Source organism: Candidatus Poriferisodalis sp. (assembly GCF_965215815.1).
Lineage (GTDB): Bacteria > Actinomycetota > Acidimicrobiia > Acidimicrobiales > Poriferisodalaceae > Poriferisodalis.
In genome coordinates this window covers 2,573,357-2,588,692 of sequence record NZ_CBDCEO010000013.1, presented here as the reverse complement: position 1 = coordinate 2,588,692, position 15,336 = coordinate 2,573,357, and the positions used below count along the sequence as shown (strand labels likewise).

The window sequence follows — 15,336 nt, the reverse complement described above, 5'->3', positions numbered from 1 at the left end:
TTGGGTTGGTCTCAGGCGGGCCACACGTCGCCGGGCACGTAGACCATGCCAGCCATGATCTTGCGGGCCGTGCGGGTGACGCCTCCTGAGGCAATCCGCACGCTGTCATCACGGCGCTCGGCTTCGAGCAACACAGCCAGCGAGCCGCTCGAATGCTCGATCACGACATCGGTGAGGGCTCCCGACCCACCTGGTCGGTCGATCGGCAGGGCTGCGAGCGACGCTGCGACAGTGCCGGGCATCACCGAGGCCGCCGCCACGCAGATCGCGCCGGAAACCGCATGGGTCGGGTGGCACTGCGTCGGTGTGAAGTAGCGAGAGGCGATGGTGCCGCCGTGGCGCGGCTCCGACAGCATCCCGAACTTGGGCACGACGCTTTCGGACACGTCGCCGAGACCCATTCGGGCACCGGCCTCACGGCGAATGGACTCCATCACAGCCATGAAGGCGTTGTCGGACTCCAACTCGTCCGGTGTCTCTCCACCGGTGCAGCCAAGATCCGGTGCCCGTGCCAGCACCATCGGCATCGCGATGTCGATCAGAGTGACCTCGACCTCGGTGTCGCAGTCGGTGCGTCGACCAGCGACCGCCACCACCTCGCTCTTGCGCCCTGTCGGCAGCATCGAGCCGGTGACCGAGCCTTCGATGTCACGGAATCGCAGCTCGATCGGCGCCGCCGTACCGTCGACCCCGTCGATGGCGCAGTCGCCGTCGTAGGTCACCTTGCCTCCCGGCGTCTGGCAGACGACGTCGATGAAGGTGTCGGTATTCACGTTGCGAACGATCAACGACGTGCTCGGATCTCCCGCTGAAACCAGCCCGTGCTCGATGGCGAACGGGCCCACGCCGGCCAGCATGTTCCCGCAGGTCGGCTTGGTGTCCACGGTGCCCCAGACGGGGTCGACCTGGGCGAACAGATAGTCCACGTCTGCGTCGGGATGATCCGACGGGCCGACGACTGCGACCTTGCTGGTCACGGTCGTGCCGCCCCCGAGCCCGTCGATCTGCCGCCCTTGCGGCGAGCCCATGGCTGCCAGCAGGACTGCATTGCGCGTCGCCGGGTCAGCCGGCAGGTCGTCAGCGAGGAAATACGGCCCGCGAGACGTACCGCCCCGCATCAGCACACACGGGACGGATCTCTGCGCCTCCCGCTGCTCGGCCGTCATCTCCGCAGCCTGCCACCGTTGGGGCGTCGGACTCGTACGTGGGGAGTGAACCCTGGCGTGTCAGCCGATGCTCGCTGGAACCTCGACCTCGATCGCAGACGAGATCGACTCGGGGATATCGTCACCGTCCTCGCGCATCCATTCGAGGTGGTACGTGAGTGCCTCTTGCATCATCTTCGTGGTTTCCTCGAAGGTCTCTCCCACTGCGATGCAGCCGGGGACATCTGGCACATACGCCGAATAGCCAGTGGTGCTCCGCTCCACGATCGCGGTGTAGGTCAAGGTGCTCATTGGAACCGCCCCCTTTCCAGTCCGGCCTGTTTCATGATGTTCTTCCACGTCCCCGGCGGGAGTTCACGGCTGGGCTTCCCGGCGATGGTCACCTTACCCGGCTTGTCGGAATGCACGTAGTGACGATGGCTGCCGCGAGCGTTCTTGAGACGCCAACCATCAGCCGTGACGATCCGTATCGCTTCTCGCACCGTCGGCATCCAGAGGAATCTAAGTTTTCATTAATTTTCAATCTATTTCATTTCCACACGCAAGCACCGGGACACATCAGCGGGCGGTGCCTGCCAAGCTGGGCGGCGTGAAACTTGCAACTGGCGCCGGCTACTGGTCGGCAGGACCCCCGCCCGACGCACTTGAGACGCTGCAGCTCGCTGATCGTCTGGGCTTTCATTCGTTCTGGACGGCCGAGGCGTACGGCTCGGACTGCCTGACACCGCTGGCGTGGTGGGGCAGCCACACTGAACGCATCGGCCTGGGCACCGGGATCGTGCAGATCTCGGCGCGTACGCCCGCAGCCACGGCCATGGCGGCCATCACGATGGACCACCTCAGCGGCGGCCGATTCATCTTGGGGCTCGGGGTGAGCGGTCCGCAGGTGGTGGAGGGCTGGTACGGCCAGCCCTACCCGCGCCCGCTGGCTCGCACCCGTGAGTACATCGAGATCATCCGGGCGATCCTCGAGCGTGACAAGCCTGTCAGCTTCAGCGGCGACCACTACCAGATGCCGTATCCGGGCGGCATGGGCCTCGGCAAGGCGCTCAAGTCGACCGTGCACCCGCTGCGGCCCGACCTGCCGATCTACCTCGGCGCGGAGGGGCCCCGCAACGTGGCACTGGCCGGCGAGCTGTGCGATGGCTGGCTGCCCATCTTCTTCGCCCCCAAGGACAACCAGTTCTACGTGGACGCCCTCAATTCGGGCTTCGCCGCAGCCGGCAAGCCGCAGATCGGCACCGACGGCCGCATTCCCGCGGATGCCGATTTCGAGGTCGTGTGCATGGTCAGCGTGGTGCCCGATGACGATGTCGAGCGGGCCGCCGACCGGGTGCGCCCGATGCTGGCGCTGTACATGGGCGGCATGGGCGCCCGCAATGCCAACTTCCACTACGACGTGTTCTGCCGGATGGGCTACCAGCACATCGCCGACGAAGTTCAGGATCTATATCTCGACGGCCGCAAGTCCGAAGCTGCGGCAGCGATCCCTGTCGAGTTGGTCGAAGAGGTCGCGCTCATCGGGCCGATGGACAAGATCGCCCGTGACCTGCGCCGCTGGGACGACACCGTGGTGACAACCCTGCAAATCTCCGGCCCGCCGCAGCTCCTGGAAGCAATGGCAGAGCTGGTCGCCGACTGAAAGGAATCGACTCATGGACTTGACAGGGAAACTGGCCGTCGTCACAGGCGGTTCGGGCGACATCGGGCGTGCGATCTGCGAGGCGCTGGCCGCTGCGGGCTCAGACGTGATCGTGACCTACTTGGGCGATCTGGAGCGAGCAGAAGCCAGCGCGGAGATCGTGCGCGCAGCCGGCCGCACCGCCAGCGTGCTGCAGCTCGACCAGCGCGACGAAGCCTCGATCGACATCGCTGCCGCCGCCGTGGCCGAGCACGATCGTTGCGACGTGCTGGTCAACAACGCAGCGTGGAACATCGGCATCCCGTTCAGGAATCTGGGGACACTCGACTCCGAAACCTGGGATCGAGTGCAGGAGACCAACCTGCGCGGGCCGTTCCTGCTGACTCGGGCACTGGCAGAACTGCTGCAAGCCGGCGGCGGCGGGCGCGTCGTGAACATCGCTTCGGTGGGGGGTTTGTTGCCTGGCTCGAGCAGCATCGCTTACAGCTGCTCGAAGGCGGCCCTCATCCACCTGACCCACTGCCTAGCGGTTGCGTTGTCGCCCACGGTCTCCGTCAACTGCGTGGCGCCAGGCCTCGTGGAGGGCACTCGCATGGCGGCACGGCTGCCCGATGAGATCTCTGAAGGCGCCCGGCGGGCGTCTGTGCTGGGCCAAGTGGGCAGCCCGATCGACATTGCCAACGCCGCCGTGATGCTGTGCGAAGCCGACTCCATCACCGGCCAGACCGTGGTGGTGGACGGCGGCAACCCCGGCGCTATGAACTTCGGCTGAGCGAGTCCAGCAACCCCAGCTCACCCAGCTCATCGAGAGGAGCCCGCCATGGCCTCGGCAGGAAACGGCGCATCGTCACAGCCCAACGTGCTGTTCATCATCACCGACCAGCAGCGGGCAGATCACACCGGCTTCGGCGGAAACGACGTGGTCCGCACCCCCCACCTTGATGCGCTGGCCGCACGGGGCATGGTCTTCGACAACGCCTGGGTGGCAAACCCGGTCTGCATGCCGAACCGCTCCACGATCATGACCGGACGGATGCCCAGCGCCCATGGCGTGGTCTTCAACGACCGATCGCTCGAACCCGGCGCCAACACTCATGTGCGGCAGTTCCGCGCAGCGGGCTACCGCACTGCGCTCATCGGCAAGTCGCACCTGCAGCACGGCATGTCCCGCAACGCCGTGTTCCCGTCGAATCAAGCATCCGGTGCGGTCGACGGGTACTGGCCGGCGGGCTGGGACACGCTCGAAGACGCTGAGCGCTATCTGGAAGGTGCACCCGAATTCCCCGACAGTTTCTACGGATTCGAACACGTCGAGCTGGCGATCGACCACGGTGCACGGGTCAGCGGGCATCACCTGTTGTGGGCGCTGGATCGCGGCGGCCGGTTGGAAGACCTGATGGTGCCGATGACAGACGAGTCACCCGCACGGCGCCGCTCCAAGCGCTGGTGGCAGGTGTACGAACCTCCCTATGGCGCCGAGTTTCACTCCAGCACGTTCGTGACCGAGCGCACCATCGCCTTCATCGAAGATGCCGCCAGACGGGGCGGGCCCTGGCTGGCATGGGCCTCGTTCCCCGACCCGCACCACCCGATGTCGCCCCCCGGCGAGTGGTTCGATCGGCACAGCCCCGACGACATGCAACTGCCCGCGACGGTCGACGACCCGCTCGAAGCGGCACCCCACTACGTGCAGGCCGTCAGCCAGATCCACCCGAGCAGTCAGCGCAACTGGGTCACGCCGTGCGGTGTGGCCGGCGACCACCAGCTTGTGCGAGAGGCCATGGCCGCCACCTACGGGATGATCGAGATGATCGACGACGGCATCGGCCAGATACTGGCCACGCTCGACCGTGCGGGCCAGGCCGACAACACGATCATCGTGTTCACGAGCGATCACGGCGACATGATGGGCGACCACAGCCTGATGCTGAAGGGCTTCCTGCACTACCGCGGCACGCTGACGGTTCCGATGGTGGTCGTCGACCCGCGGCGCGGCCCTGGGCGCACCGATTCGCTGGCCGGAAGCATCGATCTGGGTCCGACGCTGCTCGAACTCGCCGACGTGCGTGGCTACGACGGCATCGGCGGCCGCAGCCTGGTGCCGGTGCTCGATGATGCTGGCGCGAGCGTCCGTGACGAGGTGCTCATCGAAGACGACTTCCCCGGGGCGCTCGTCATGAACCTTCCGATCCCATCCAAGACCCGGACGCTCGTCACTGCTGACCTGCGGCTGACACGCCACAGCGACGGCTCCGAACAGCTGTTCGACATGGCGACCGATCCTGACGAGGTGGCGCCGCTGCGCCGCACCGACCCGACCCGGCGCGCCGAGATGTACGAGCGGTTGGCCACAGCCATGATGGAAGCCGACGACCTCGCCCGCGGCATGCCGCTGAGTGCCGCCTGACCCTGCCGCGTAGCCTCACCCGACATGCCGACAGACAAGCTCGTCATGGACCACGTTGCGGTGGTCAGCGACCGTGCCTGGGACAACGTGATCCGCTACGGCCGCGACCTCGGCGGTCGTTGGATCGGCGGCCCCGACAACGACCCTGCGGCCCAAGCCGGCGACGACTTCTACTTCTGCCAGATCTCGTTCAACGGCGGCACGAGAATCGAGATCCTCGAGCCGATCGAGCATGAAGGCAGCGATTTCCTCCGTCGCTTCCTGGCCCGCAACGGCCCCGGCCCGCACCACTTCACCTTCAAGACGCCCGACTTCGACGACACCATCGGCGCCCTGTCCGACGCCGGATACAACGTGATCGGCATCAACGACGAAAACCCGCTGTGGAAGGAAGCCTTCCTGCATCCCAAGGACAGCTGGGGCATTGTCATCCAGATCGCCTGGGACGACGGCGGCGGCTGGGATGACGCCCCGCCCCTTCCGCCCACCCACCACGAACAGCCCACGGCGCTCGCTTCGGTCATTCACCTAGCGGCCGATGTGCAGGCCGCTGCAGCGATGTTCGAAGGGCCGCTCGGAATGGAACGGGTGGACGAATGGAAGGACCCCAATATCGGTGTGGGGGTCGAGTTGCGCTCAGGGCCATGGAACCTGCAACTCATCCAGCCGGCCGAGCCGACCATGGCACATTGGATGGGCAACCGATCAGGCCGGCTTCAGCTGCTGCACTTCCAGCTCGACGACCCCGGCTTGGTCCCCGGCGCACGCCGCGTCAAGGTGTGCGGACGCGGTGAGCCTCAGGACGCGATGTTCGAAGTGCCCCCCGAGCACAACCTCGGCGTCCGCCTCCTGCTTACCGAACCAGCCTGATCACGGGCTCGTCGTAGGCGGCTGCCAGCGGTCGACTGGCACGAGGCAGAGGCGCCGGCCGGCGATCGGGGCCTCATGCACTACGGCATCGGGATGGCGACATCGGTCACCGGGTGACATCGTGATGATCTGGTCGAGCACACCGTCGTTCTGGGACCAATCGCACGCGACCGTTCGCAGCGTTCCATTGGGGGCCGTCCAGAAGCACTCTCCGACCTCGAGGACTGCAGCCGAGGTTTGCTCTCTGTCGCTGCCGGCGGACATGTAGGCGCTCGCCACGAAGATCACGATGCCGAGGGTGGCCGCCACAGCCCACGGCAGCACGCGCACCACGATGGCGGCACCGCGATGGCTGACGACAAAGCCGCCGGGTCCGCCGGGTTCGGTCGTCGTGCCCGTGCGTTCGTGCGCCCAAGGATCTTCGAGGTCAGCATCAGACGCCGGTGTACTGCCAGGTTGCGGGGCACTACTGGCGCCCTGGGCCGCAGCGGCAGCTTCGGCCGCGGGCTGAGCGAGTTCGGTGCGCTCGGAGTCGTAGGTGCGTCGCGACGCATCGGTGCCGAGCACGCGCCACGCTTCGTTCACTGCGCGCATTCGACGATCGGAACGCTCGCCCTGCGCCTGGGGAACCTGGCCACGTTGATCGGGATGATTGGCCCTTGCGGCCCGAATCCATGCGCGCCGGATCTCTGCTGTATCGGCGTCCGGGCGCACACCCAACGTCGCGTAGTGATCGGGCAACTGGGCCACCGTCGGCCTCCCGACTGCGACGCTACATCCGCGCACGAGCGGCCATGCCGCTGCGGTTGCGGTTGCGTAGCCCGCCGCCGGAATCCCTCACCGGATGTGGTCGGGCGCGGCTCGCTACTGTGCGATGCCACGTAAACGCAAGGCGGTACAAAATGTCGGACATCGGATCACGCACCCCCGTCCTGGTCGGTGCCGGGCAGTTCATTCAGCGCCCAGAGAACCCCGTCGAGGCGCTGGAGCCCGTGGCGATGATGGGCGAGGCGCTCGCCAACGCGGCCCAGGACGCCGGCGCTCCGGGACTGCCTGCGCGCGCTTCGCACACTTGGGTCATCAAGGGTGCGTGGCCCTACCCGGATCCAGCGGCTCTGCTCAACCAACGATTCGGCGCGGCCGGCAAGACCGGGCTGTCGACTGACGGGGGCAACACGCCGCAATCGCTGGTGAACCTGGCCTGCAATCGCATTGCGGCGGGCGAAGCCGACGTCGTGCTGATCGCCGGCGCGGAGGGCATCTGGAGCCGTCGTCGGGCACGCCGTGCGGACCAGCGGATTCCCTACACCGACCAGACCGGCGCCGTGCCCGGCGAAGTGCTGGGCCGCGACGTCATCATGAACAACAAGGTCGAGGTCGAACGGGGATTCAGGGATCCCATCAACCTCTACCCCGTCTTCGAATCTGCGTTCCGAGCCTCACGCGGCGAGACCATGGAGGGGCATCGGGACCGGGTCGCGGCGATGTGGGAGAAGTTCAACCAGGCGGCGGTAGCCAACCCGTACTCGTGGATCCGCACTCCGATGACCGCTGAGGAGATCCGCAATCCGAGCCCCACCAACCGGTTCGTGGGCTTCCCCTACACCAAGTCCATGAATTCCAACTGGGACCTCGACCTCGCCGCTGCGCTCATCGTGTGTTCTGCCGAGGCCGCGACGGCAGCCGGAGTGCCGACCGACCGCTGGCTGTTCCCCCACGCAGGAACCGATGCCCGCGACACCGACTACGTGTCGAACCGCGGCGACCTGCACAGCTCCCCCGCCATCCGCGTCGCCGGACGCCGAGTCATGGAGCTGGCCGGTGTCGGCGTCGATGACATCGACCACGTCGATCTGTACTCGTGCTTCCCCTCCGCAGTGCAGATCTCTGCCACCGAGCTCGGCCTCGGTCTTGACCGAGACCTGACACTCACCGGCGGGCTCACCTTCGCCGGCGGTCCGCTCAACAACTACGTCACCCACTCCATCGCCACGATGGCGGGCGTCCTGCGGGACAACCCCGGAACCTTCGGGCTGTGCTCGGCGAACGGCGGCTACCTCACCAAGCACGCATTCGGCATCTACTCCACGGAGCCCCCCGCGGACGGATTCCGCCACCAGAACTGCCAAGACGAGATCGACCGGTTCCCGTCTGTCGAGCTCGACGCCAACTACACCGGCAGCGCAACCGTGGAGGCCTACACGGTGATGCACGGCCGGACTGGACCTACCGGAGTTGGGCCCGAGGTAGCGCTGGCTGCGGTGCGCACGCCGAACGGCCGGCAGTGGGCCCGCAGCACCGACCCCGAGCTCATGGCCGAGATGACCAGAACCGAGCACATCGGAACCGGCGTCGTGGTCAACGAGGACTTCGAGTTCGCACCGGCCTGAGCCAGCCGTTGTCCACAGGGCCGGTCCACTCACTGCCCACACGTTTTCCACAACCGAACAACCCACTGGCGCAAGCGCCGATGCTTGCGTACTCTCACGGGCGCAGGGCGTACTGCCCCCGCCGCGCCCTGTTCCGGACGCACTGGGGGCGTGAGTCGTCATGTCCGCCGCCAGCGGGACCCGATCCTGCAAGCGCTACCTCAATCGAGAGCTCTCCTGGCTGGACTTCAACTACCGCGTCTTGGCACTTGCTTGCGACAGCGATCTGCCGCTGCTCGAGCGCATCAAGTTCGCGGCCATCCATGCGTCAAACCTCGATGAGTTCTTTCAGGTGCGGGTTCCGACGGTGCTCGACTCGATCGACGCTGGAGTGCGACGCGCAGGCCCGGACGGGCTGACTCCGCAAGCCCAGCTCAAGGGCATTCGCGCCGGTGCCGCCGAGCAACTCCGGGATGCCTCGGCCTTGTTCGAGGACGAACTGCGGCCGGCGCTCGCAGCCGAAGGGATCGAGTTTGTCGAGCCCGACGACCTCGACGACACCAACCGCGCGTGGGTCGCTCAGCTCTTCGGCGAGCAGGTCTTTCCGGTCCTGACACCGCTCGCCGTCGACCCTGCACATCCATTTCCTTACATCTCAGACCTGTCGTTGAACCTCGCCGTGTTCGTGGAGCACTCCCGTAGCAAACCGTCGTTCGCCCGGGTGAAGGTGCCGCCGATCCTGCCTCGCTTTCTGGCCCTGCCAGACGGGCACCGCTTCATCACGCTGGAGTCGGTCATCGCCGGGCACCTAGGCGACTTGTTCCCCGGCGTGAAGGTGCTCAGCCACAGCATGTTCCGTGTCACCCGCGACGCCGACCTCGACATCGACGACACCGAGACCGATGATCTGCTCAAGCACATGGAACTCGAGCTGCGCCAGCGGCGCTTCGGCGGAGCGGTGCGGCTTGAAGCTGCGCCCGACCTGAGCGGGGCTGCATTGGAAATGCTGACCCGCGAGCTCAAGCTGACCTACGACGACGTCTACACCTCGAAGGGGCTGCTCGGCCTTTCAAACCTGTTCGAGTTGTACGGGATCGAGCGCGACGATCTGAAGACGCCCACGCACAACCCGCGCACCCCGCTGCCGCTGCGCGCACCGAGCGAGGCACCGCCACTGCTGGGGGTGGGCAATGGGGGCCGGCGTGGGGCGGCGCCCGAACCAGAGGTCGGAGTCGACTTCTTCGACGTCCTCAAGCGCCAGGACGTCCTGGTGCATCTGCCGTACGAGTCGTTCGACACCAGCCTCAACGCCTTCATCCGCCAGGCGGCCGTCGACCCCGATGTGCTCGCCATGAAGATGACCATGTACCGGACCTCGGAGCGGACCCGGCTGGTCGACTCGCTCATCCGGGCTGCGGAACGCGGCAAGCAGGTCGTGGTCGTCGTCGAACTCAAAGCACGCTTCGACGAGCACGCGAACATCGAGTGGGCACGGATTCTGGAACGCGCTGGCGTCCATGTCGCCTATGGGGTCGTGGGACTGAAGACCCACTGCAAGCTGGCGATGGTGGTGCGGCGCGAGGCCCGAGGCATTGCTCACTACTGCTTCATCGGCACCGGCAACTTCAACGCCGACACAGCCCTCATCTATGAGGACTTCGGGCTGCTGACCTCCGATGCCGACTTTGCCGCCGATGTCGCAGGACTGTTCAATTCGCTCACCGGCTACAGCCGCAAGACCGACTACCACAAGCTTGCCGTGGCGCCGCACAGCCTCGGCCAGTCGCTCGTGAAGCACATTGCGGCCGAGGCCGCGGAGCCCGATGGCCACATCGTCATGAAGATGAACGCCATCGTGGACAACGAGGTGATCGAAGCGCTCTACGGAGCGTCACAGCAGGGCTGCCGCATCGACCTGATCGTGCGAGGCATCTGCTGCCTGGTTCCGGGCGTGGCCGGCATGAGCGAGAACATTTCCGTGCGCAGCGTCGTCGGCCGCTTCCTGGAGCACAGCCGCGTGTACCGGTTCGGAAGTCCCGCCCGCGGCCACACGATCCTGCTGGGATCAGCCGACGCCATGCCTCGAAACCTTCGCTATCGCGTGGAAGCGCTGGCGCCGGTGGAGTCGCCCGCGATGGCCGCTGAGCTGACCGAGCTCACCGATATGTACCTCGACGACGGCATCGCTCACTGGGAGCTCAGCAGTGACGGCGAGTGGGTCCAGTACCACGGCACGGACTTGCACGAATTGATGCTGGCGCGCCATGCCGATCGTCGCAGCTAGCGCGTGAGGTGCTGGGCGACGACAGTTGCAGGCGCATCTCTCTAGCCCTGATTATTCACGAGTCGGGCGGACTGGTTTGTCTGGGTCCGCGGAAAAGCCCCTCTGACCTGCGACGATACGTGTCTGCAATGAACGCATCCGCGAGTTCAGGGGGGCATCTCCGAGGTGAAACTTAGCAGTGTGACAAACGCGCGTCTGGCAGGCGGCGGGGACCGTGTCGTGTGGGGCGCGGGGTTGTTCGCTCTGGGCGGGTTCGCGGACCGTGTCGGGCTGACCGAGGCGCTGTCGGCCGCGGTTCCCCCACGCGGCGAGCGCGCCCCGGTTCATGACCGGGGCCGGGTGCTGGTCCATGCGTTGTTGATGCTGGCCGGCGGCGGTGAGGCGTGCACCGACATCGAGCATCTGCGTGCTCAGCGGGAGCTGTTCGGCGACGTCGCGTCGGACTCGACGCTGTACCGCACCCTCACGGGCCTGGGCGCGAGCGGCGCCGCGGCGCTTTTGGGCGCGGCCGCAGCGGTGCGCGAGCCGTTGTGGGCCTCCGCCGACCGCAGCAGGCCGCTGGTGGTCGACATCGACTCGACATTGGTGGAGGTCCACTCGGAGAACAAGGCCGGAGCTGCGCCGCATTACAAGGGCGGGTTCGGGTTCCATCCGATGATCTGCTCCACCGCGCAGGGGGAGCCGCTGTGGCTAAAGCAGCGGCCGGGCAACGCCGCCGCGAACCACATCGGCGATCATCTCGAAGTGCTCGACGCCGCGGTGGCGATGCTGCCCGCGCCTGACGCCGCAGGGCACCGCGAAGGCGACGACCCCGACCTCGTGGAGCGTCCGCTGGTGGTGCGCATCGACACCGGGGGATGCTCAGCGAAACTCGCCGAAGGGCTGCGGGACCGCAGCATCGGCTATGCGATCTCGGCGCGGTCCGCCCCAGCCATCCAAGCCGCGATCCGCGGCGCCTTGGGCGAGCCGGGCCGCTGGCACAACGCCCCAAAGCGCCCCGATCAGCGCAAACGGCGCGGCGCTCAGGTCGCGGAGCTCACCGATCTGGCGGACCTGTCGGGCTGGCCCGAGCGCACCCGGCTCGTGGTGCGCCGCGAGCCGCTGCACCCCGGAGCGCAGCGCAGCCTGTTCCCCAGCGAGAACTTCCGCTACTGGGGGTTCTACACCGACCAGACCGGCCACCCCGCACAGCTGGACAAGCTGATGCGCTCACACGCCGACATCGAGGACGCCGTGCGCCGGCTCAAAGACAGCGGCCTTGCGCGCATGCCGTTCACCGACTGGCACGCGAACAGCACCTGGGCCGCCATGTGCATGACCGGCCTCGCGCTCGTGGGATGGTTCCAAACAGCCTGCCTCACCGGCGCGCTCGCCAAAGCGGCCCCCAAACGGCTCCGCTGGCAGCTATGGCACCTTCCCGCCCTGGTGTGCCACAGCGCACGGCGCGTCCTATTGCGGCTGCCCGAACAGCACCCCGGCGCCCGAGCACTGCTCACCATCGCCCACCCCCGCTGAACCCCCCAGCCGACCAGTTCCGCGCCACGCCCGCCGCAGCGGGACAGCCCCACCACGCCCGCACCCCCACCCGGTCCCGCCCGCGCACCAAAACCGAGCCCAACCGCTCCCCCCCGACGGCCCCGCCGACACCCAAACAGCCCCACACCGCCAAACAAGGCCCACAACACGCCAAAAAGACGACCAGCAGAATTCTCATGAATAATCAGGGCTAGCTATCGCTTCTGGTTGAGTTCCATGAGCGCGGCGAGCGCCTTGTCGTCGGCGCGCAGATCAACAATCTTCTCCCGTGGAGAGCGTCAACCCCGGGTTCAGTGCGCACGTCTCCGCCAACGTCGGGTATGTCGCCCCGCAGTCCACCGTGCCGCCCGGCACACAGTGGTCCCTGTGCCACCGATTGAACGCGGCGGCTTGCTGTGCGTAGGTTTGATCCCTGTTGACGACTTGCTGCCACGCCGTTGATGAGTCCACTGCCGCTTGTATCGCGCTGTCAAGCTCAGTGGCAGTGCGACGGCACACCAGGGAAGCGTTGGCAATGCGGGCACGAGGCTTCGTCATGGCCACGTCATTGATGTTGCGGTACTCGTCGTCGTCGCGTGCCCACACGTCGTTCTCATATTGGAACTTGTCCGTGCTCCCCTCTGGACTGATGGTCTCCCACTCCAGCTCGGAGCCGCCTTTCCAGTGCTTGAACTGGTACCGCTCGATACCATCGAGGCACACCTTTTGGACCAGCGGGGTCACCGGGTTCTCGTCATGTGGAGGGTTCGTGACGGCTCCCGCGGGCATCGTCAGAAGTGTCGTCAGCAGTGCCGCACTCAGGGCGGTGAAGGCCCCTCCTCGTCGCGGTCTCATCATGTGGGTCTCCTTTGTCCCAACCTGCGCATCTCGACGCATGGGACTCTCCTAATGCGATAATAATACATATTACTGATACGGCTTCGCGAGCTGACCCTAATTTTGATGAGTCTGGTGGGTTTGGGTGTGTGAGTTCGTGGAAAAGTCTCTCTGATCAGCACCGATGCGTGTTGTCGAGGCACGCGGCATGAATCGGCCATCACGCCTCCACCGAACCCGAGGACCCCCAGAGAGAAAGCACCGATGAATATCCCGATCACACGGACAACCGCGCTCCTCGCAGCTGTTGCCGCGGTCGCGCTGGCAGTCGCCGTCGCGCCCGCGGTCGCCTCAGCACAAACTGTCGAAGGTGTGTCGTCTGATTCGGTTACCCGGTTGTGGGGCCAGGACAGATACGCGACTTCGCTGGCTGTGGCCAAAGAAGTCGCTACGGATGCCGGCGGCAAGCTGAGTACCGCTGTTGTCGTGTCAGGCCGCTCATGGACCGACGCTGTGACCGCAGCGCCTCTGGCTGGCTCGCTGGGCGCCCCGGTGCTGCTCACCGACCGCGGCGGCGTCAGCGACGACATCAAGGACTTCTTGGAGACCGCAGGCGTGTCCCGCATCGTGGCCATCGGCTCCACGAGCACCATCAGCGACGCCGCGCTCGGCGGCCTTGGCTCCATCGACCCCGATATCGAGCGAGTCGCCGCGTCGGATGCGTCATCGACGTCAGTCGCGGTCGCAAAGAAGCTGGGCGCGGTCGGCACGATGCCCGGCGGCTATGGGCGTGTGGTGATCCTCGCGTCAAGCGCCGAGTTCGCCGACGCGCTCGTGGCTGGTGCGTTCGGTGCCTATGGCAGCCACCCGATTCTGCTCACTGCGCCTGACGACCTGGATGACGGCGTCGCCGATTTCATCGCTGGGAACGCTGATCATGTGATCATCATGGGCGGCACAGCAGCGATCGCCGCCAGCGTCGAGCAGGAACTGCTTGACGCCGGCAAAACCACCCTGCGGCTCGGCGGCACGACCCGCATCGAGACAGCGACAGCAGCAGCTGAGTTCATTGACGGCCTCTACGGCGACTCTCCGCGCTGTTTTGATCGCAAGACTGCCGGTCTCGTGATGGCGTGGGTGCCGTTCGACGCGTTGAGCGCCGCCCCTCTGCTTGCTCGCAAGTGTGCGCCGATGATTCTCACAGCCAGCAGTGAAATGCTCCCCGCCGCCGAAGAGTCCCTTCGCCGAACCGAGCACCTCTATGTGTTCGGCGGAACCGCAGCAATCACAGAAGACGCCGTCAACGGCTGGACGCCAAAACCAGCCGCCTTCGAGTTCCGCCGCTGGGACCACCAAGCCCTGATCGACCTGCCGCTGTGGGCGCACTGCCCTCCAGAAGTGTGGCCGTCGTCTCTCACTGGTCTGCTCGATGGATATGACATCACATGGGCACGCTGGGACACTGCGGCGACCGAGGCGGACGGACGGATGATCGCTACCGGCTGGATGACCGATGAGCAGATCGGACGCTGGCTTCCCGGAAGCGGCATCACCGCAGAACAGGCCCAAGCCAACCTCGCCTATGTCGAGCAGACTGACTCGGTGACCTTCTGGGACGGCCATGTGACACCGCACAGCCAGGGCACGCCCGATGTGCTGCCGGACCTCGGCAACGCATTGCGCGACCGCAACCTGACAAGGAACACATTCGCCGCACAGCTCGCCGCGACGCGCTTCGGGGTCGACGGCAGCGGTACGTGGCCACGTGACGTACGCGTTGGGTATCTGCTGACCGACTGGGTGCGATTCCGCTATGCACAGCCGCCGACCACGATGGAACCGGTCGCGTGGCCGCTCCGCTCGCTGTTCGAGGCACGCGAGTCCACATGGGCCGGCGAAGCACTGACCGCCATGTGCGCTTCAGACGAGACGCCGCCAGTGATGCTGCGAACACAGCATCCGATCGGACGCGTGCTGCGCTCGCTGGCATGCGCCGAATAACGAAAAGAGACACAACAGACACAACACAATCCGCCTCCACCAACTCCAAGGCACCCCAGAGCCTCCACGAAACAGTGAAGATGTGCGCGGGGAGTGGGCCGTCCGTTGAGAGGACTCAGGTCGTGTGGCCCGTACAGACGCGCGATGCGTTCCCGGCTGGTCTCGCGGCGGGGTTTGTGGTAGCGCAGCGCCCAGTCAGCCATGATCAGTCAAGCGGTGCGATCCGCCAGCCGGCGCCCGCGCTC

Annotated in this window: 13 protein-coding genes; 8 read left to right on the top strand and 5 right to left on the bottom strand. The window is 66.3% G+C overall.

What is annotated here, in order from left to right; translation table 11 throughout:
* Positions 1 to 11: 11 nt before the first annotated feature.
* Genes ACOOHB_RS21650 through ACOOHB_RS21640 form a run of 3 tightly spaced genes read right to left on the bottom strand, consistent with a single transcriptional unit; the run spans position 12 to position 1,657 of the window.
* The gene (locus ACOOHB_RS21650) at positions 12 to 1,166 is read right to left on the bottom strand and encodes a 4-oxalomesaconate tautomerase (RefSeq protein WP_420446851.1); all 1,155 of its coding nucleotides are present in this window, start codon (positions 1,164 to 1,166) and stop codon (positions 12 to 14) included.
* 60 nt (positions 1,167 to 1,226) lie between these two features.
* Positions 1,227 to 1,457, bottom strand: coding sequence for a type II toxin-antitoxin system HicB family antitoxin (locus ACOOHB_RS21645; protein ID WP_420446850.1), 231 nt, complete (start codon positions 1,455 to 1,457; stop codon positions 1,227 to 1,229).
* A complete protein-coding gene (locus tag ACOOHB_RS21640) occupies positions 1,454 to 1,657 on the bottom strand; it encodes a type II toxin-antitoxin system HicA family toxin (RefSeq protein WP_420446849.1) in 204 nt (67 codons plus the stop codon). Before ACOOHB_RS21640 ends, ACOOHB_RS21645 begins: the two co-directional genes overlap by 4 nt.
* Before the next feature lie 98 nt (positions 1,658 to 1,755).
* On the opposite strand from ACOOHB_RS21640, the gene ACOOHB_RS21635 reads away from it, so the two are divergent.
* Genes ACOOHB_RS21635 through ACOOHB_RS21620 form a run of 4 tightly spaced genes read left to right on the top strand, consistent with a single transcriptional unit; the run spans position 1,756 to position 6,085 of the window.
* The gene (locus ACOOHB_RS21635) at positions 1,756 to 2,808 is read left to right on the top strand and encodes an LLM class F420-dependent oxidoreductase (protein WP_420446848.1); all 1,053 of its coding nucleotides are present in this window, start codon (positions 1,756 to 1,758) and stop codon (positions 2,806 to 2,808) included.
* Between the two features lie 13 nt (positions 2,809 to 2,821).
* Positions 2,822 to 3,580 carry an SDR family NAD(P)-dependent oxidoreductase gene (locus ACOOHB_RS21630; protein ID WP_420446847.1) on the top strand — a complete coding sequence of 253 codons (759 nt, stop codon included), beginning with the start codon at positions 2,822 to 2,824 and terminating at the stop codon, positions 3,578 to 3,580.
* Between the two features lie 48 nt (positions 3,581 to 3,628).
* A complete protein-coding gene (locus ACOOHB_RS21625; RefSeq protein WP_420446846.1) occupies positions 3,629 to 5,215 on the top strand; it encodes a sulfatase in 1,587 nt (528 codons plus the stop codon).
* 24 nt (positions 5,216 to 5,239) lie between these two features.
* Complete coding sequence (locus tag ACOOHB_RS21620; protein WP_420446845.1) at positions 5,240 to 6,085, top strand: VOC family protein; 846 nt, start codon at positions 5,240 to 5,242, stop codon at positions 6,083 to 6,085.
* On the opposite strand, the gene ACOOHB_RS21615 is transcribed toward ACOOHB_RS21620, so the two are convergent.
* The gene (locus tag ACOOHB_RS21615; RefSeq protein WP_420446844.1) at positions 6,086 to 6,835 is read right to left on the bottom strand and encodes a J domain-containing protein; all 750 of its coding nucleotides are present in this window, start codon (positions 6,833 to 6,835) and stop codon (positions 6,086 to 6,088) included. It lies immediately after the preceding gene.
* Positions 6,836 to 6,987: 152 nt separating this feature from the next.
* Between ACOOHB_RS21615 and ACOOHB_RS21610 the strand changes: the two genes are divergently transcribed.
* The 3 genes from ACOOHB_RS21610 (at position 6,988) to ACOOHB_RS21600 (ending at position 12,253) form a co-directional block, all read left to right on the top strand.
* On the top strand, positions 6,988 to 8,475 hold the full coding sequence (locus tag ACOOHB_RS21610; protein ID WP_420446843.1) for an acetyl-CoA acetyltransferase: 1,488 nt from the start codon (positions 6,988 to 6,990) through the stop codon (positions 8,473 to 8,475).
* 160 nt (positions 8,476 to 8,635) lie between these two features.
* Positions 8,636 to 10,738 (top strand): polyphosphate kinase 1, encoded by a 2,103-nt coding sequence (gene ppk1 / locus ACOOHB_RS21605; RefSeq protein ID WP_420446842.1) that lies wholly within the window; start codon positions 8,636 to 8,638, stop codon positions 10,736 to 10,738.
* A 180-nt stretch (positions 10,739 to 10,918) separates the two neighbouring features.
* The gene (locus tag ACOOHB_RS21600) at positions 10,919 to 12,253 is read left to right on the top strand and encodes an IS1380 family transposase (protein ID WP_420446841.1); all 1,335 of its coding nucleotides are present in this window, start codon (positions 10,919 to 10,921) and stop codon (positions 12,251 to 12,253) included.
* A 273-nt stretch (positions 12,254 to 12,526) separates the two neighbouring features.
* Here ACOOHB_RS21600 and ACOOHB_RS21595 read toward each other — a convergent pair whose 3' ends face one another.
* Positions 12,527 to 13,111, bottom strand: coding sequence for a hypothetical protein (locus tag ACOOHB_RS21595; protein WP_420446840.1), 585 nt, complete (start codon positions 13,109 to 13,111; stop codon positions 12,527 to 12,529).
* 243 nt (positions 13,112 to 13,354) lie between these two features.
* On the opposite strand from ACOOHB_RS21595, the gene ACOOHB_RS21590 reads away from it, so the two are divergent.
* Positions 13,355 to 15,091, top strand: a complete 1,737-nt coding sequence (locus ACOOHB_RS21590; protein ID WP_420446839.1) for a cell wall-binding repeat-containing protein — start codon at positions 13,355 to 13,357, stop codon at positions 15,089 to 15,091.
* Positions 15,092 to 15,336 lie beyond the last annotated feature (245 nt).